This window comes from Pseudanabaena sp. FACHB-1998, from assembly GCF_014696355.1.
GTDB lineage: Bacteria > Cyanobacteriota > Cyanobacteriia > Pseudanabaenales > Pseudanabaenaceae > Pseudanabaena.
Window position 1 is genome coordinate 35940 of record NZ_JACJQA010000043.1, and the last position, 18501, is coordinate 54440.

An 18501-nucleotide genomic window follows, 5' to 3' on the forward strand; every position below is an offset into this window, starting at 1 on the left:
GTTGTAGCAGAGTCCCAATCTTCCAGACTTTAATCCAGCTTGGTGCGGCGGAGCCGCACCAAGCTGGATATAGCCAGAATTATCCCAGCGTAGCTAATTAATTTGCCCCATCGTTCTGCGGCAGTGCCACTATATTTCACTAGAATCGAATGCTGACCTGCTGGCACTGCTATTTGCGCTTGCTGCTTAGACGAGCGCTCTACTTTGGCGGGTTTTCCATCAATCCAGCTATGCCATGCAGAATAATAAAACATTCGCAAGATTAAATATTGAGATTGTCGATCTGAATTTTGATTGTTGACTGCAATTTCGCGCAATCCATATTGCCAGCGTTTAATTTGAATGTCGGTTGATTTATCTGTGGAGATATTTTCTTGATCAGAGGATTGCCAAGCCGCTAAGGGACGATCTTCCTCTAGAGAATAATTGGCAAATGGAATCACCCTGACAGGCAGATATTCCTGAGCGTCAGCTATGATTAATTCTTTGGGAAAGCTCCAGTTTTGCCATGTATGTGTCGATTTTTCCGATGATTGAGAAATTTGGTGCGGTTTTTGGATTTGTTGAGCATTTTTTGAGAAATTCTCAATTCTGGAAGCATCAAATCCTGTGCCGCGAAACATAATTTGATTGGTGTAAATGTAGCTCGCTGCGGTGGTGGAGAGGAGTGCGAAAAGGAGGAAACTTTTAAGGATGGATTGCCAAGCTTGGAGTTGAATTGAGTTCCCTAATTGCCATGTTTGGCGGATGATGTAGCCCCATACTAGGGGAAGGATTGGAACCGTTAAGCCGTACCATCGCCAAGAGAATTGAATTTTTTGGAGGATGGGCAGCACTTGATATATCCATGACAGAATATCGGTGGTCATCAAGATGGCGATCGCTACGGCAATTAACCAAAATAAAACCGATCGCTCTTGGCTAGACGGAGCCAGAATTTCTTTTTCTGATGGGGTTAGTTCGGGGGGAGTCGTATGCTCATGCCGAGCCGATCGCCAGAGAGCGATCGCACCGAGAGTGATGATGGCGATCTCAATCCAGAAATAGGGAATCATCCCTGACATACTCTCAAACCAATGGGTTGACAGCTTAGGATGGAAGCGGAGTAAGCCGTCAAGGAGCAACCGATTTTGTGGGAAATATTCCGCCGAAAGATGAACTAGCTGAATTTGAACAAGTTTCTGATCGAGAATTACGGGTAATAGAAAAAAGCTAATTCCTACAAATCCTAAACTTGCACTGAGATAGCAACGCCCAACTTCGAGCAGATAGTTTTTGGTTGATTGGAAGGGGACTAGACATAGGGGCATGATTAACCATGTCAAGAACATGATTAACAAAGTCGGTAAATGACTTAGCCCTAGCAAACCCCATGAGCAGGCGAGGCTAATTGCATGATGGCGTTGCATCTGTGGGAGATGCCTTTGATTAATCAGTTTCTGGGTAAAAAATAAGATCCAAGGAATGATAGCGATCGCCCATACTTCTCCCAGCGATCCCCGTTGATAGATATCAAGGAGAAAGTAGGGCGAGGCGATCGCTAATCCTGAAGTTAGCAGAGAGATTCCCAAAGGAAAAAATAAATTTGCGTAGCAATAGACTCCATAGCCAAGGGTGAGGGCTGCTAATACCATGCTCCCGATCAGGCTACTCGATAGCTCCATGCCGCTCAAGCTAAAGGGCAAAGTGGCGATCGCCAACATCGGCGGATAAAACACAAAGGTGGGACTGCCAAAACCTAAATAGGAAAATTCTAACCATCGGGGATAAATTTGTCCCGCCAAAAACTGTTGTTGATATTGAAAGATCCAACTCGTATTAAATACAAAGGAATGATTAGAGGGATAGCCACCCACTAGCATCGGTCGCATGGCGCTGAGGCTCGCGATCGCAGTAATAACTAGAGCAAATATCTGTTTGAAAAAAGCATTAATTAATAATTTCTGAATTGCGGAATGAGTTTGAACAACTAGAAAACGCGCGATCGTGGCTAACAGTGAACGTATAGAATCAATTACGATGATGGGCAAAAGCACAATCGAGGCGACACTGAGGAGGAAAAATTTAAGTCCGCGAACAAACAAATTATCTCTAGTCATGGATTTCGAGTTTACGAGCTAGGCAGAGAATTGATACTCCAAAAGGGAAAGAAATTGAGGGAATTAAATTTTTTTCCCAACTAAAAATTTGATAGAGGCTCTGGTTTACTAAGGCTGAAGGGAGGCTGACATCGGATGCATGGTGGCGGCGGGATAGCTTACCCATGCTGCGAGCTAGGAAAATCAAAGGAAACAGAAATGTATTGAAATAGGAGATAAAACTAATTTCATAGCCGGCCTGCTGAAGAAGTTTGCCAATTTGGGACTTCGTATAGCGCCGTTTATGATTATGGATTTCGTCATGGGCGCTCCAGAGAAATTGATAGGCAGGGACGGTAATCAGGATTTGTCCCTGCGATTTAAGATATTGCCTAGCTCGTTTCAGGGTTTCCAAATCATGATCAAGATGCTCAATAATATCGAGAAACATGATCAGGTCAAAGTAATTTGCTGGCAAAGTATTGCGATCAATTTCCCCCTGCTCGACTTTTTTTAATCCCTTATCATGACAAAACTGAAGGGCGATCGCGGAAATATCTAACCCCCACGATTCATACTGAGATGCGTATTGAGATTGCAAAAGTTCTAAGACAAATCCAGTTCCACAGCCCACGTCAAGGATTGCGCCTTGCGGTAGCGATCGCGCAATTAAATTAGTCAAAATCTCGCGTCTAGCCCGAAACCACCAATGCTGATGCTCAACATGCTGCATCTCTCGATAAAGTTGATTATCCATGTAAGATTTTCTCTTCAGATGGTGCGGATAGTAGACATCGCCGTACTCGTGGTCGGACTCGTTGCTTCATTTGCAAGAGAGAACCAAACATTTCCCATGAGTCCCGAATTGGCGAAACACTAGAATAGATAGAATTACTCCAAGTTATGGGAATTTCTTGGATCGAGATTCCTAATTCTTGGGCAATCAGTAATATTTCCACATCAAACCCAAATCTAGGGGTTTGTAAAAGGCTAAAAATACGTTTGGCATCATCATAACGAAATGCTTTAAAGCCGCATTGCGTATCGTGAATATTATTAATTACCAATAGCTTGACTAAGAGATTAAAAAATTTTCCCATCAATTCGCGATAGATCGGTTGATGGTTGACGATGCGAGATTGATGTAAGCCTCGCGATCCGATCGCCATGGATTTCTCCCTTTGAATTGCATAGATCAATTTTGGAAGTTCCATCAGGGATGTGGACAGGTCGGCATCCATAAATACAAGATATTTTCCCTTAGCGGACTCGATGCCCACTTTAACGGCATAGCCTTTGCCATGATTTGCCGATAGTTCAATTAGCTGCAAATTAAAGCTCGGAAAGGCGGCTATATACTGGCGTACGATTTCTCCCGTTTGATCGGTGCTGCCATCATTGACGATGATAATTTCAAAGGATGTTGATAGCTCACCCCTCAAATGATTAGTGATTTCTGCACAAATAGATGGCATTTTCACTCTCATCTCTTCCATCGAAGATCGGATAGAGCGAGCTTCATTATAGGCAGGTAAAATGATCGAAAGCATCATAATTTTGAGAATTAATGGGGAACTTAGATCGCTAATAAAACCTGTTTGGCGGTTTGAATTTGATCGTTGCTAAAGCCTGCTTCGTTGAGAAAGCTTAAAAATTCAGGACTACGATAGCGCCCATCAATTCCCACGGCTTCGCGAAATACTTTCTTCGCGCCAGTTCGATCACCTGATGTCCATTGGGCGATCGCTAGAGCCACAAAGGGATGCGGGTTACTTGGTTCTAGTTCCATTGCTTTTTGGGCATAGGCGATCGCTAAGTCGTATTGTTGCAGTCTTTGATAGGCGAGGCTGAGATTGTAATGGGCGATTTCATTATCATTTTTGAGCAATGCTGCCCAGCTATGCAAGAGAACGGACTGGGACAGATCGCCCCGCACTAAATAGACGATGCCGATCGCATTGAAGGCTTGTAAAGATGTGGGTGATCGATAAATGGCTTCCCAGAGAGAAGCGGCGGCTTGATCGGGTTTCCTAGCGAGATGCTGAGTCCAGCCGAGAATAATGCGACCATCGACATTTTGGGGATCAAGGTTAACTGCTTTTTGCAAACTGGCGATCGCTTCGTCAAAGCGTTCTTGTTGCCGATAGCTCAAGCCCTGTTGACGGTATTCATCAGCCGCGCGTTTATCAATGCGTGATGTTTCGGTTTGCGAAGTTTTAATCTTAGAATTTACGGCGATCGCTTGTCCCATCACCTTGTCAACAAAAAGATTGCTGGCGGCAAGCATCACCACCAAACTCAAAATTTGGAAATTAGACCGAAAATTATATGTGAGGACTCTGTTCATACAGCAGTGCAGTATAGCAGCTTTAACTGAATCAAAAAGGCGGCGCATCGCGCCGCCTTTTTGATTTGTTTTTTATTTGCTTGCGGTATATTGGCGGTAGGCTCTAGAAACTAGGCGATCGTTGATAAATGTGATATTTAAGTTTAGTTCAGGACTTGCCCAACTCACGATCACCGCTTTGTCTTTAACTACCTTGGGATCACCAAATCTGAGATCAAAGCCCAATGGCTTACCATCACCCCCCAAAATATTCACCACCTCGTCATAGCGCATTCCTTTGCTCAAACAAACATAATTTTTGAGGGATACCGCAGGATTGCCGCAACGATAACGCGCCTCGGTCATGTTGGTATCAATGTGTTGCTTAGGTAGCAGAGCCAAATTAAAGTTTGGCGCAGAGAGGGACTCCACCAAACACCAAGCCGCAAAGAGCATCACTCCTAAAATCAACAAATCTTCGATCACCGCACGGGCTAAATTCCGTTGATGGCGACGTTTGATTTGCTGCATCTTCTCCTTAGTCCAATTTTCCCAAGGGAAAGTATCGACCCATTGAATGGTGTCGTTGAACTTAGCGATCGCCGTATTTTTGACAGCTTCTAATGCGCCTCTAGGATCGCGAATGGCAATTCTGCTGCCAGTGCGAGCCGCCTCTAAGGTCTGAGGATCAACGAGCCAGCCCCGCACACGTTGGACTAAGTTCGCAACTTGCGATTTGCCTTTAGTAAGGGCATTATTTTTAGCTGGACTAGCGATCGCCCGTTTGTTATCTTTGCGGACTAGGGCATTACTAGGCAATGGCGCAGGAGCCGTAATAAGTTGAATATCGCGTCCCTGAGCTAATATAGGAGCAGATTCGCCAATTAAATAAAATTCCCATTCAATGCGTCGCACTCCCACCAGTTGCAAACGATTGAAATATCGATCAATATTTTGGGTGAATTCGTTAAGGCGATCGCGATTTGTATCGGCAGAAAATAAGGTAAAAGCAATGGAAAGAACTTGCTGCTCAAACTTATATTCTGTTTGCTCAGCCGCCACGAGATCCATATAATCGGAAGCAAGGCTAGTCAGCACATGTTGGAGTTTCTGCCAAGCTTGTTTATCTTCAAGATTTAATCGCACTGCTTTCATGAATTTATCCTCACCTTAGACCCCTATTAGGTCTTCGTCTCTTGGCAACTGTTGAGTTTGATAGTTGCTCTGTTTTCTAACAAGGCGATGTTACCCAATAGTGTCCACTTTTTTACATAACCCAAACAAAAAAAGCGGCGCATCGCGCCGCTTTTTTTGTTTGGGTTTGATAGCTATAGACTATCGCCGCTTTCTTAAAAATTTTTTCTTGTATTTTTAAGAAAGCGCAAAGTGCTATATCGTCAGCTTTGTGGGCATACAAACTCCAAAATCGATTGCTGCCACTCGATTTTGGGATTGGCAATTAAAGATCGGGAAAAGCTTCGGCGATCGCAGGATAGACAATTTGCCCATTTTGAATATTTACGCCTTTGGCTAAAGCCCGATCGCGGGCGATCGCATCTAACCCCAAATCAGCTAAGGCACAGGTATAGGGCAAAGTGGCATTAACCAAAGCTTGAGTAGCCGTCCAAGGAACGGCTCCCGGCATATTCGGGACACCATAATGCAATACGCCTTCCGCCTCGTAAATAGGCTCGGTGTGGGAAGTGGGGCGCACCGTTTCAATGCAGCCGCCTTGGTCTACCGCCACATCGACAATGACTGAATGCGATCGCATTCTTGCCACCAAATCGCGAGACACCAAAGTCGGAGCGCGTCTGCCCGTAATTAACACAGCCCCGATGACCAAATCTGCGGATAGTACCGACTCAGTAATATTGAAGGCATTGCTATAGAGGAGTTGTACACGAGAGCCAAAGAGGGATTCTAACTCGCCTAGTCGTTGCAGACTGACATCTAAAATAGTCACCCTTGCTCCCAAGCCGATCGCCATTCTCGCCGCTTCTGTCCCCACTACGCCGCCACCAAGCACGACCACATGCCCCGATCGCACCCCCGGGATACCACCGAGTAAAACCCCACTGCCCCCCTGTTGTTTGGTCAGATAATGCGCTCCAAACTGAACCGATAGGCGACCTGCAATAATGCTCATCGGTACGAGCAAAGGTAATTGACCATTATCTAACTGCACCGTTTCATAGGCGATGCAGGTTGCGCCAGATTTCAGTAAAGCCTCGGTTAATTGGCGATCGGCGGCAAGATGCAGATAGGTAAACAAAATTAAATCTGGATGCAGTAAGTCATATTCGCTAGGTAAGGGTTCCTTGACCTTAACCACCATTTGCTGGGCATAGACTTCCTGTGGTGTGGCGACGATCTTCGCCCCCGCTTGCAGATATTCGGCATCACTAAAACCAGAGCCAACCCCAGCATTAGTTTCGATAAAAACTTGGTGCGATCGCGCAGTTAGGGTAGCCACTCCCGCAGGAGTGAGTCCAACTCGAAATTCTCGATCCTTAATTTCTTTGGGTACACCAATTCTCATTCTTGTCTCTCCTGTGGATGATGTCGTTGCGATCGCCATAGTGCAGCTATTAATAGATCTACCTTAACGGGTTTGCTAAGGTAATCATTCATGCCACTGGCTAAACAGGCAAGGCGATCGCTCTCCATCGCATTAGCCGTCATCGCAATAATATAAGGACGCTTCGGCACATCGATCTCAGAGACAATATGGCGAGTCGTCTCCAACCCATCCATCATAGGCATATGCACATCCATTAAAACTACATCATAAAATTGCCTATGTAGCGCCTCCAAAACCTTTAAGCCATTTTCGGCAATATCGACCGTATACCCCAGTCGGCTCAACATTTTACAAGCTACCTTTTGATTAACGATATTATCTTCAGCTAATAGAATATTTAAGGGCAGTTTTCTTGCTAAATCTTCATCAAAAATAGACTTTTCCCTTGATTTAGAACTTTGGTAGGTATGGAAAGAAGGAAAAGACTGAAGATCGGGCACTTCTAGCAGCAGAGACAATCGAAAGGTAGTACCGACCCCCTTTTTGCTGGTGACGGTAATTTTGCTATCCATCATCTTGGCAATCTTTTGGCTGATAGCTAATCCTAATCCTGTACCTTGAACCTGAAATTTGCTTTCTCCCACTTGCTCAAAGGGCAGAAAAATTGCTTCTAATTGTTCAGTTTCAAGCCCTATGCCCGAATCTTCTACTTCAAAATTAAGGGTGATCGAAGAATTAGATAAAACTACATCGGCGATCGCCGACTGATAGCAAGAAACCCGAAAAATAACATAGCCTTTATTCGTAAACTTAACGGCATTACTCAATAAATTAAGCAAGATTTGTCTTAAACGTTTGCCATCGACACGAATTAAAGGCGGTAAATCAGAGGAGAAATGGTAAAGAAAATCAATATTTTTCTGATTAGCTTGCACTTGAATTATTTTTACTAAATTATTGAGAAATAAAACTAAAGAAATTTCCTGAATATAAAGCTCCATTTTGCCAGCTTCTATTTTAGAAATATCTAAAATATCTTCAATTAAATTTAGTAAATGATTACCCGAATCATAGATAGTTTGGATATCTTTTTTTTCTTGGATATCCATGTTTTTAGAATCCTGTAAAAGCTGCACTAGCCCTAAAATTGCATTTAGAGGGGTTCGCAATTCATGACTCATATTAGAGAGGAATTCAGTTTTAGTGCGACTGGCGGCTTCAGCAATCTTTTTTGATTCAGTCAATTCGACATTTTGCTGCTCTAGCATTAAGGTAGTTCTATCCAGACTAGATCTACTATTTTCAAGCTGAATTGATTTGTCAATTAGTCGCGATCGCGAATGTAATAGATTCGCGATCGCCTGTTGTTTTTCCGATAAAACTGCTCCTAAACTCAATGTTGTAACGACTATAACGATAATAAATATCTGTAATAAAATCAAAGAATAACTAGCATCAAAGCTTGTAAATGCACCTAAGCCTTTAACTGTTCCCGAAACAGCAATAGTAGTCATTACAACTATTAAGGTAGTTGCCCATAGTTGTCCGAATCTAATTATTGCCCAAAACAAACAAGGTATTAATATATATTCTAAATTTAAGCTTTGATAAAAAGAAGAAATACTAATCCAAACGACAATTAATAGTAAAGCAATCGCTTCTGGAAATTTCTGAAGAATCACTATTTGGATTTTTTGTCGTTCTGTTTTTGATAAGAACTTTTGATTGTCAATTCTCTGCTTATAAAACTCATACAAACTCAGCAGCATGGGCGTAAAAATACAGATTCCTGCGACATTAGAAATCCACCAAGTCACCCATACGGACGGGAACTTAGCCCAAAATAAATTTCCCCCTAAACACAAACATAAAACTCCTACCGTGGCATTAATCGTCGGCGCTAAAAATCCTGTTAATGCCAAAAAACGATAAACGTGCGCTAATTTTAATAGGGGATTTCGCCCTTTAATTGACTTTCTTAAAAGATAGCTCCCCAGCCAAGCCCCCATGCTTGTCCCGATCGCAATTCCTAAAACTTGTAGACAGGAGGCGATCGCCGTATATAAATTGTCAGAATTAAAAAAAGCCCAGATATTTGCTAAAAATGAGCCAATTAATACTCCTGGTAAGATTTGGATGCCGAAAATGAGAATCGCCGCCGAAGCAAAGCCGTCGGGCGGCCAAACGGGAGTAACTGATTGCGGCGTAGAGGCAATATGCCGTGATAGCTCTGCTGTGCCATAGTAAATTAAGGCAAGTATGGCAATCGCTACGATACGTGGGAATGATTTTAGTCGTTGCTGCGAGAGAACAAACATCTTTCCCCCATACTTCTTCTTAATAATGTAGAAATCGCAAGTTAATTAGAAAGTTAGATAATTTGCAAACCTATATTCTTAAGATTTTGACAGACAATCGAACTATACCATCACATTAAAACCTATATTTTTGGAAGGTTAATTTGATTTTTAGATGTTTATAAATTCCTAACATCCCCCTTAACCATAGGTAAAGGATACTAGCCCCTAAAAACCTAAAAATTTAGATCTCTTTGAAAGTATCTTTTAAAACTGTACGGGCTGCTAGTTGACTTCTGGTAGAAGATAAAATTTCTGCTTCGCGGCGCAACCGAGCGGCTGTATCGCAAGTTTCGAGTAGTGATTGCTGCTCCAAACTTGCACCTTGAAAGTTACTGGCAACCCAGTAGGACAATTCAACGGGACTACGAGGAATTTTAGGTAGCTCAATTTCTTGATCGGTGAGCTTTTGAGATAAACGAATTACGTCATTTAGCAATTCACGGACTTCGGTGGCAAGTAAATAGGGGGCATCATTGCTTGGTTCGTCTTGAATCCATTCTACTAAGCCCACACGGTAAGGAGTTTCGCGCACATACTCCAATACGCGAAAACGCTGCTGCCCCATAGTCAAAATTTTGAAGCGATCGTCTGGTAAACGGTGATATTGCAAGATTTGAGCGACACATCCGACGTTAGCAGGTTTACCTGTTTCTGAGTCCCACATGAGTACGCCAAACATGCGATCGCTTTCCAGCACTGTATTGATCATCATGCGATAGCGATATTCAAAAATATGTAGAGGTAGTGATTGTCCGGGGAACAGGACTAACTCTGGTAGAGGGAAGAGAGGTAATTCTCGAACGGAAACCGATGATGAAGTCATTGTGGCTAAACTTGACACTAGTTAAGACGTTCTTCTTAGTTTAGCTTGAGTTTTATGGCTGTTGTTAGTATTTGCGATCGTAAAGGCATAAAGTTAGTAAGCAATAGTACCGTAGGAATAAAGGTGCGGAAGATTAGGGGGATATTTAATAGCAAATCAAAACCGAAAACAAAAGAGGCGGCGCGAAGCGCCGCCTCTTTTGTTTTCGGTTTTGAGGTTAACCAATATTGGAGACTTGGCTAACTGAGGTGAGGTTAGGCGCGATCGCCTTGGCAGAACTCTCGATCAAGTTGGTGGCAACGTTAGGCAATAGCCCAAAGAAGACAATGATCAAGGCAAGGGCGATCGCAGGAAATTTCTCTTGCCACTGCGCGAAGGGAATCGAAGTAATCGGCTGATCGCTGCCATCCTTACGAACTGAGAATCGTCCAAAAAATACGCGATCGAGCATGATCAAAAAGTAGACGGCAGTTAAACCAGTCCCAATCATACAAAGCAGAGTTTGCACAGGGAAAACCGCAAATCCACTACGGAAAATTATAAACTCCGCGATAAATCCCACCATCCCCGGCGTACCCGCACTTGCCATCGCCGCCAAAATCATCAGCGAACCTGTCACGGGTAGACCCCGCTCAGGATTAAGCAAACCATTGAGGGAGTTAAGATTGCGGGTTCCTGTTTTCTTGTAAACGATACCCACCAAAATAAATAACAACGCCGAAATTAAGCCATGACTGACCATTTGGAAGGTTGCACCCAAAAGGGATAGAGGCGTGGCGGTGGCTAGGGCTAGTAAAATATAACCCATGTGACCAACGGAGCTGTAGGCAACCATTTTTTTCATGTCCGTTTGGTTAATCGCCGTCAGACAGCCATAAATGACACTGACCACCGCCCAACCTGCGAGAAATGGGGCGATCGCTTGCCAAGCGTCGGGCAGTAACCCTAAACCAAAGCGCAATAGTCCATAGGTTCCTAATTTCAGGAGAACCCCTGCGAGTAGGGTGGAAACGGGTGTAGAAGCTTCGACGTGGGCATCGGGTAGCCACGTATGCAATGGCACAATCGGAATTTTGATACCAAAACCGATAATTAGCAAAATTAGCAAAATCCCTTTTGTGCTTTGGGAAATATTTTCCAGATGTAAGTCTTGATAGTTAAAGGTGAGAGCAAAAGTACTGCCATCGCCACTGCCTAGAGCCGCCATCCCAAAGAAAGCCGCTAAAATCAATACCCCTGAAATCGCGGTATAAATTAAGAACTTGGTAGCTGCATAGCCCCGTCTCTCGCCGCCCCATATAGAGATCAAAAGATATAGAGGAATCAGTTCGACTTCAAAGAAAAGGAAAAACAGGAGGAGATTTTCAGCTAAGAAGGCTCCATTCACGCCCCCCCCAATGATCAGCATCAGAGGAAAATACAGTCTTGGACGTTGAATGTCGGTACTGATATAAATGGCAATACTCAGCAGTAATCCGTTAAGTAGTACGAGCGGGAAGGCTAAGCCATCTATGCCAAGGCGATAACTCAAGCCAATCTGATCTAACCAAGGGAGGGATTCTCTCAATTGCATTGAGGAAGCACCCATATCAAATTTGGTGAGCAAAAATAATGACCAGCCGAAGGTGGCGATCGCGATCGCTAAGGAGATTTTGCGTAACTGTTTGGAGTCGAGAACTCCTCCCAATAAAACCACCAAAAGCGCCCCAGCGATGGGAATCCAGATTAAGGTACTTAGCATAAGGAAAAAAGAAAAAAGAATTTATGATGAATTTAAAATCTGAATTTTTATTTAATTCAATTTAAGCAGAGCGCAGATCTGCCCTCATTTCCCATTCGCTTCTCCCGCAGGAGAAGGGGAGCAAAACCCTATTTTTTCCTTATTCCCCTCTCCTACGGGAGAGGGGCTAGGGGTGAGGGCTTGACGCGCACATAACACCATTTATTTAAGTCCGTAAAAGGCGGCAAACCCAATCACAATTAATCCAATCATGATCGTCAAGACATATTGCTGTAAGCGACCTGTGACTGTATATTTCAAGCTCTCACCGCTCAAAATCGAGGCTAAGCCAAAGAAGTTAACCGTGCCATCAACAAGATAGCGATCGATCCAAGCAAGGAGCCGAGAACCGCCACCCACAATAAGAACTACCGTATATTTATAAATTGCTTGCACATAAAGGTCATAGGCTAACAAGTCCTGTAAGGCTTTCCATGAGCTACGCAAAAGTTTTGGTGGCATGGGTACGGAGCTTCCCGTCTCATAGGGCTTGATGTAGATATATGCACCTATACCAAAACCGACTAAGCCTGAAGCTGCAAGTACGACACTGCCCCAAATATCTACTGTATTTAAGTCAATATCTACAAAATTCCAAGATGGCAAGAGGATTGGAACCAGTAACGTAATGATCGTAAGGGAAACTAGGGGAATGGCTACTTGCCACGAAACTTCAGGAGCGCGACGGGTTTTCGGCTGGATTGGTCCAAGGAAGACGAGGGCAAAAATCCGCATCAAGCCAAAGGCAGTAATGCAATTAACGGCTAGGGCGATCGCAATTAGCCAAGGTTCGCTATTCCAGAAGGTTTCTTCCCAACGCAACAGCGTCCAAAATCCGCCAAAGGGCAACATCGCCACCAGACTTAAGGAGCCGACAATAAATCCCATTAGGGTTGCAGGCATTCGGGTTTTGATGCCGCCCATTTCTGTAAGATCTTGAGTCACGGTGGTCATCATCACTGCTCCCGAACTGAGGAATAGCAAAGACTTGCTAATGCCATGGCTAAAGAGTAAGCCTAGGGCTAGTTCAGGCTCTTGCATACCGACAGCAATGAAGACCAGACCGAGATAGGCACTGGTAGAGTGGGACAGGGCGCGTTTCATATCGACTTGGGCGATCGCCACTAACGTAGTCCCGATCGCCGTAATTGCGCCGATGATCACAGAAACCTGAGCTGCCACGGGAAATAGGGATAAAACGGGCTGAAACTTGATCAATACGTAGGCTCCCGCACCCACCACTACCGAATTTCGCAAAATCGAAGCGGGGTTGGGACCCTCCATCGCTTCATCGAGCCAGAGGTGCAACGGAAATTGAGCGCATTTGCCCAAAGGACCAGCAATTAGTGCTAGTCCTAATAATGTTCCGAATTGTTGATGCTCAGCAAAATAGGCGATCGTTTGCGGATTCGCCGCCCATTCCTTTAAATCTGTAAAATTTAGGCTATCGGTTAAATTTGATAGCGTCACTACAGCCATTAGCAAAAATAAATCACCGACGCGCTTTGTCCAGAAAGCATCCCGAGCCGCCGTTACCACCAGAGGCTGAGCATACCAAAATCCCACTAGTAAATAGGTGGACAGGGTGAGCATTTCGAGGAGGGCATAGCTAAAAAATAGGGAGTCGCTAAAGGCGATGCCTGTAATTGCGGCTTCAAAAAAGCCAATTAATGCACAAAATCTGGCGATCGCCCAATCAGTTTCCAGTGAGCCGAGTCCATAGACTTGCGAAATTAAGCTCATCGTGGCGATCATCACCGAAGCCCCCACGCTGATTTCCGAAATATCAAACGAGAAGGCAATATTTAAATCGAAGGATTGAAACCAAGTAAATTCAACTTGTTTCGCAGGTTCACCCCAAATCGAGGTTAAAAGCACACAACTATGTACTAGCGCCAGTGCCGTCATCAACATATTGAGATAAGCCGCAGGACGTGGGCCAGTCCGTCGCACTAACCTGAGTGACCAAGGTAGGGTGATGCCTGCGCCCAGCAAACCATAGCAAGGAAGTAGCCAAGCTGTTTCTAGGATCATTGATTCTACTATAGAGTTTTTACTATGTTTATATTAAGATCTATCAAATATTTTAAAAGTTTACATCAAAACGCTTCGTGTCTAGAAGGCTATCTAATCCAGAGATTGGCGGTACAAAGTACTACCATTATCATGAATATTGGTAAGCGGCGAAACTGCGTACCAATATTCATGAAGTATGCATTTGACAATACTTTTGCAAAGTGACAAAGCGATCGCTTATCTGTTGATGGCGCTTCTGCCAAGTGGCGAGACTACGCGAAGTTTGCAACATACTTAAGTCCACCCCTAGCATTTTTAGCTGCTTATCAATTTCTACTTGCAAAGATAGGTGAGGGGGCGTGACCTCTAAACTGGTATTTACAATTTGCTGCTGAAAAAAAGCTTGGATTTCCTTAAGCGATCGCTGCCAATCTTGAGCGATCGCAGGTGCGGGTTCTGGTTGAGAAGCGATCGCTGTTTGCAGAGATTCTAGGCGATCTTGTAAATCAAGAATGAGATTTAAATAGGATTCTGACAATTCAACCACCTTGTAATATTGAATTAAGGAAAAATTTTAAAAGCATTGCTTCGCAATGCTTTTAAAATTTTTCCTTGTTGGGCTGCTCTGTACATCCTAGAGAGCGCGCATCTGCATAGGTAACTACAGGCAAAATCTCTCCATTAGTTCCTTTCTTTAGTCCTCTAATTTCCACAATCGGATCGCCTAGCTGCCAAGGGTGATTATCCTGATCGAGAGCTTGATCGGAAATAGAGGCGGGATTCGATGACACTGGAGAGGGCGATTTAGTCATGCTAGGAATTGGCTGGATTTTAGTGGCAGGATATTCCGCAACTAAGAGATTGTAAGGATTTTCGGGCAAACCACCTGAGCCAGTTACTACAAAACTACCTTGGGCAGCATTGCGTCTAGCTAAACAACTATTGGAAACGATCGCATCCACTTTGACAAAATTTTCTACCGATGACACAAAGGCATTTTTAGGAGTCAAGTCGAGATTAGAGATAGCAACATTACCGCTAATTCCCAATTGAGAACTTGCAGTGATAAGGCTATCGGGAGAAAAGAATAAGCCTTGGGTCTTAATAAAAATATTGCCTCCATTTCCTCCGAACGAACTAGCATTAATTTCGCTACGGTTTAGACCCACGACAATACCCGCATTTAGATTAATGTTGCCGCTATTTTCAGTTCCTTCGGAGGCTGACAAAATAAGACTATTGTTTAGAGAAAGTAAATCACGGATTTGCAAGTTAATATTTCCTCCTGCACCCACCAAACTCAAAGCCGCAAGAGAACCTTGGCGATTCAAAGAAAGATTATTAGCGGTAATACTTAACCCCCCTGCATCTCCGAAACCAAAACTAGCCACACTGACACCTGCGCGATCCTGAATCTTAATCTCTTTGGCAGTAATATTCACATTACCGCCATCACCTGTAGAACTTTCCCTAGTAACCGCCAAAATAGCGCTTGGGACCTGCTGACTCGGATCGATTCCCGACAAATAAAGGCGATCGGCTAAGATCGTCACTGCGCCACCTTTTCCTCCTCCTCTTGTCTCCGTAGTCAGGACAGCACCATTTAGTAGAGACAGAAAGGGAGTATTAACAGTAATGTTTCCAGCGATCGCTTTATTTACAGTAGTTGTAATAATGCCAGTAGTGATTGCAATATCTTGAGCAGAAAAAATGGGACTACTTCCAAAGATCTCAACTGATTTCGTAGCCTCAATTGTTACATTGCCTCCCTCTTGTCCAGAGCCTAAAATGGTGGAAGAAATTGCACTATTATTTCGCAAGATCAAGTGACCTGTTTGAATACCAATACTTCCAGAAGAGCCTGTAGCCGTAGCTGCCGTTCCACTAAAAATTGCTCCAGAGTTCAGGGTGATTGATTCGGGAGCATTGATCGTAATATTTCCTGCTCTACCGTCAAATAAGATCGAAGAAACGATAAAAGAGCTATTTTGAGCAATTAACTGTGAAGTTTTTAGACTAATATCTCCGCCATTACCATTACCTACGCTAAAGCTAAATAATCCATTAATAGTTTTTAAGTCAGGGTTAAAGGAAGTTAATCCTTTAACGGATTTTTCATAGTTATTAGAACCAACTAGCTCGATGAGGCTATTCGCCTGCACAGAAATTTTGCCATTGAATAGAGGACTGAGGGAGGTCGTCAACACTAATCCTTTATCTCGTATAAGTACGCGATCGCCAATCAGCTTAATTTGTCCCTCCTGTGCGCCAATATTACTCACCGATGCTTGATCTGAGACTTGAATATTGCCAAACTTCTTTACATTTTCATAAGAGAGCGTAAATCTATTTCCATAGGGACTTAAGGCAACTTCGCCATTACGTACCCCACCCAGTTCTACCTCTCCACCTAATATAAATAGAGAACCATTATTTTCAACATTGACCGCATTTCCCACTAAGGCGATCGTGGAACTTGGTAGCAAAATCAATCCTGACGGCGGACGGATGACTGGCAAAATTTCTGGAGGTAAGGGCAAGGGGAAAATCGGATCAGCCTGCGATCGCACGGTGATTGCGCCCTTAGCGTTGCTATTATTTGTGCCGAAACCTAAGCCAATAGGAATACTTGAGGTCAATAGAGCCGAGGGTTCGGGATTATTGGTACTAAAGGTTGTACCGTCGGCAAAGCGGAGGCGATCGCCTGTGGTGACGTATAGAGAACCTGATAGAGATAAACTCGAATTCTCGCCAAAGAGAACTCCATTGGGATTTAATAAAAATAAATTGGCATTTCCTAAGACTCCTAATCTACCCAATATATTTGACGGATTGTTTCCTGTAACTCGCGCAAAAATATTAGTTACAGTTGCAGGATTGTTAAAATAAAGTCCGCGATTATTCGCAATATTTAATTCTGAGAAGCTATGAAATAAATTAGAGCCTCTCAAAGTTCCAGTTTCTACAAGATCGCTTAAAACCCCTTGAATGAGAATATTCGGTATTATTTGTGTGCCTGTCGTAGCGTCTGGAATAATCTGTCCATAGGCTTCTTTAGTCTGGACAAGACTTGCGAAAACAATTACAAATAAAAGCTTTAAACGATCTGGAGCAGCCATATTTTATAAACTTATCGCTGTTTCTAAGGTAATCATTAGTTGAGATAGCAATCCTATTTTATTTGTAAGGTTTTTTAAATTAAGAAATGACTACGTCATTTCTTAATTTAAAAAACCTTACAGGGTTTCATTACAAATTTACAAAGGTGTTGTCACACTTTTGTAAATTTGTAATGAAGTAAACCAAAAAAGAAGCGGGACATTGCCCCGCTTCTTTTTTGGTGTTTAAAGTTTACTGATTAAAATTGCGATGCCTACCAGAAAGCCCCCAGTTATATAAAAGGCTTTAACTACGTGCAACTCATGCCAGCCGCTTAGCTCTAAATGATGGTGAAAAGGAGCCATTCTAAAAAGTCTCCTACCCATCCCCGTTTCATCCTTAGTTGCCTTGTAGTAGGAAACCTGTGCAATTACTGAAATGGACTCCCAAATGAAAATTGCCCCCACAATCAGAAAAGCCCAAAGCAAATTACCAAGAATTGCTGTTGAGGCAAGTGCACCACCTAAAGCAAGCGATCCCGTATCCCCCATGAATACCTTTGCAGGATAGCGATTGTGCCAGAGAAATCCTAAATAGCTACCACTGAGACACATACAGAAAATAGCCAGTTCTTTGTTGGCAGGGAATAGTAATAAACCCATCCCAAACAAAGCGATCGCCCCCGTACCCCCTGCTAAGCCATCTAGACCATCGGTGAGGTTGGTCGCGTTGCTACTGCCCAGAAACACAAATAGGGCAAGAGGGAAAAATAAAAGTCCGAGAGGAATAGCAAACTTTAGTGGCAAATTGATTGTGGCGATCGCCTGCCAGTTTTGAGTGAAGGCTAACCACGCACAAAAGCAAGCCGAAAACCCAGCTTGCAAGATTAATTTAGCCCGAGGTGATAGACCTTTATTAGAGTGGCGGCGTAAAATTTTCCAATCATCCAGCCAACCGATAAAGGCAAAAGATAGGGTTAGTAAGCTACAGGCTATTACTTTGTCATTAAAACCCGACCAGACCAAAGCGAGCAGAATCCCGACGGGTATAATGAATATCCCCCCCATCGTGGGTGTGCCTTGTTTTTTGAGGTGAGCTTGGGGACCATCTTCGCGGATGATTTGTCCAGCCTTGAGGTTGCGTAAAACTGGTACTGCAAAAGTGCCAAGCATGGCAACACCAGCACCACCGAAGGTAAAGGGAAGCAAAAGACTTGAACTTATATTAGGATTCAGTAAAAGATCAACACCAACGATTAAACTTATTAAACCAATTGCTAACCCAAGTGCTAGGCTACTCCCTGACGGGAATTTTGCTCTCCTAACTCTTACACCAGTATCAACCATTGCCACTCCTCACACCCAAATAACCACAATAAACTGTCATATTCCTTTCAGATCGCAAGCTGTTATGCAGCTTTGGTATTAGGTAATTAAAAATTACCTAAATCTACGCACTTAAATACCAAATAATGGTTGCATTTGTCTACTGCGAA

General features: G+C 43.5%; 13 protein-coding genes. All 13 read right to left on the bottom strand.

Annotated elements, in window-relative coordinates; genetic code table 11:
* Positions 1–29: 29 nt before the first annotated feature.
* Complete coding sequence (locus H6F42_RS17380) at positions 30–2099, bottom strand: hypothetical protein (RefSeq protein WP_190400638.1); 2070 nt, start codon at positions 2097–2099, stop codon at positions 30–32.
* On the bottom strand, positions 2092–2835 hold the full coding sequence (locus tag H6F42_RS17385) for a class I SAM-dependent methyltransferase (RefSeq protein WP_190400639.1): 744 nt from the start codon (positions 2833–2835) through the stop codon (positions 2092–2094). The genes H6F42_RS17380 and H6F42_RS17385 overlap by 8 nt, the downstream gene beginning before the upstream one ends.
* Complete coding sequence (locus tag H6F42_RS17390; protein ID WP_190400640.1) at positions 2828–3631, bottom strand: dolichyl-phosphate beta-glucosyltransferase; 804 nt, start codon at positions 3629–3631, stop codon at positions 2828–2830. Before H6F42_RS17390 ends, H6F42_RS17385 begins: the two co-directional genes overlap by 8 nt.
* 23 nt (positions 3632–3654) lie before the next feature.
* Positions 3655–4425, bottom strand: coding sequence for a tetratricopeptide repeat protein (locus H6F42_RS17395; RefSeq protein WP_242018497.1), 771 nt, complete (start codon positions 4423–4425; stop codon positions 3655–3657).
* Positions 4426–4497: 72 nt separating this feature from the next.
* Complete coding sequence (locus tag H6F42_RS17400) at positions 4498–5559, bottom strand: hypothetical protein (protein ID WP_190400641.1); 1062 nt, start codon at positions 5557–5559, stop codon at positions 4498–4500.
* Between the two features lie 304 nt (positions 5560–5863).
* Positions 5864–6946 carry an alanine dehydrogenase gene (gene ald, locus H6F42_RS17405; protein ID WP_190400677.1) on the bottom strand — a complete coding sequence of 361 codons (1083 nt, stop codon included), beginning with the start codon at positions 6944–6946 and terminating at the stop codon, positions 5864–5866.
* A complete protein-coding gene (locus tag H6F42_RS17410) occupies positions 6943–9246 on the bottom strand; it encodes an MASE1 domain-containing protein (RefSeq protein WP_190400642.1) in 2304 nt (767 codons plus the stop codon). Before H6F42_RS17410 ends, ald begins: the two co-directional genes overlap by 4 nt.
* A gap of 223 nt (positions 9247–9469) precedes the next feature.
* Positions 9470–10111: an LON peptidase substrate-binding domain-containing protein gene (locus H6F42_RS17415; protein ID WP_190400643.1), complete on the bottom strand. Its 642-nt coding sequence runs from the start codon at positions 10109–10111 to the stop codon at positions 9470–9472.
* A 217-nt stretch (positions 10112–10328) separates the two neighbouring features.
* Entirely contained in the window at positions 10329–11852 is a 1524-nt protein-coding gene (locus tag H6F42_RS17420) for an NADH-quinone oxidoreductase subunit M (protein ID WP_190400644.1), read from the bottom strand.
* Between the two features lie 201 nt (positions 11853–12053).
* Positions 12054–13925, bottom strand: a complete 1872-nt coding sequence (locus tag H6F42_RS17425; RefSeq protein WP_190400645.1) for an NAD(P)H-quinone oxidoreductase subunit F — start codon at positions 13923–13925, stop codon at positions 12054–12056.
* 169 nt (positions 13926–14094) lie between these two features.
* Entirely contained in the window at positions 14095–14445 is a 351-nt protein-coding gene (gene patD / locus H6F42_RS17430) for a heterocyst frequency control protein PatD (RefSeq protein ID WP_190400646.1), read from the bottom strand.
* Between the two features lie 61 nt (positions 14446–14506).
* The gene (locus tag H6F42_RS17435) at positions 14507–17026 is read right to left on the bottom strand and encodes a filamentous hemagglutinin N-terminal domain-containing protein (RefSeq protein WP_190400647.1); all 2520 of its coding nucleotides are present in this window, start codon (positions 17024–17026) and stop codon (positions 14507–14509) included.
* Positions 17027–17251: 225 nt separating this feature from the next.
* Positions 17252–18352 (bottom strand): phospho-N-acetylmuramoyl-pentapeptide-transferase, encoded by a 1101-nt coding sequence (gene mraY, locus H6F42_RS17440; RefSeq protein WP_190400648.1) that lies wholly within the window; start codon positions 18350–18352, stop codon positions 17252–17254.
* Between the last annotated feature and the right edge of the window lie 149 nt (positions 18353–18501).

Bases quoted from the DNA above. Each gene is read 5' to 3' on its own strand.
- H6F42_RS17380 (WP_190400638.1), bottom strand. From the start codon at position 2,099: ATGACTAGAGATAATTTGTTTGTTCGCGGACTTAAATTTTTCCTCCTC.
- H6F42_RS17385 (WP_190400639.1), bottom strand. From the start codon at position 2,835: ATGGATAATCAACTTTATCGAGAGATGCAGCATGTTGAGCATCAGCAT.
- H6F42_RS17390 (WP_190400640.1), bottom strand. From the start codon at position 3,631: ATGATGCTTTCGATCATTTTACCTGCCTATAATGAAGCTCGCTCTATC.
- H6F42_RS17395 (WP_242018497.1), bottom strand. From the start codon at position 4,425: ATGAACAGAGTCCTCACATATAATTTTCGGTCTAATTTCCAAATTTTG.
- H6F42_RS17400 (WP_190400641.1), bottom strand. From the start codon at position 5,559: ATGAAAGCAGTGCGATTAAATCTTGAAGATAAACAAGCTTGGCAGAAA.
- ald (WP_190400677.1), bottom strand. From the start codon at position 6,946: ATGAGAATTGGTGTACCCAAAGAAATTAAGGATCGAGAATTTCGAGTT.
- H6F42_RS17410 (WP_190400642.1), bottom strand. From the start codon at position 9,246: ATGTTTGTTCTCTCGCAGCAACGACTAAAATCATTCCCACGTATCGTA.
- H6F42_RS17415 (WP_190400643.1), bottom strand. From the start codon at position 10,111: ATGACTTCATCATCGGTTTCCGTTCGAGAATTACCTCTCTTCCCTCTA.
- H6F42_RS17420 (WP_190400644.1), bottom strand. From the start codon at position 11,852: ATGCTAAGTACCTTAATCTGGATTCCCATCGCTGGGGCGCTTTTGGTG.
- H6F42_RS17425 (WP_190400645.1), bottom strand. From the start codon at position 13,925: ATGATCCTAGAAACAGCTTGGCTACTTCCTTGCTATGGTTTGCTGGGC.
- H6F42_RS17435 (WP_190400647.1), bottom strand. From the start codon at position 17,026: ATGGCTGCTCCAGATCGTTTAAAGCTTTTATTTGTAATTGTTTTCGCA.
- mraY (WP_190400648.1), bottom strand. From the start codon at position 18,352: ATGGTTGATACTGGTGTAAGAGTTAGGAGAGCAAAATTCCCGTCAGGG.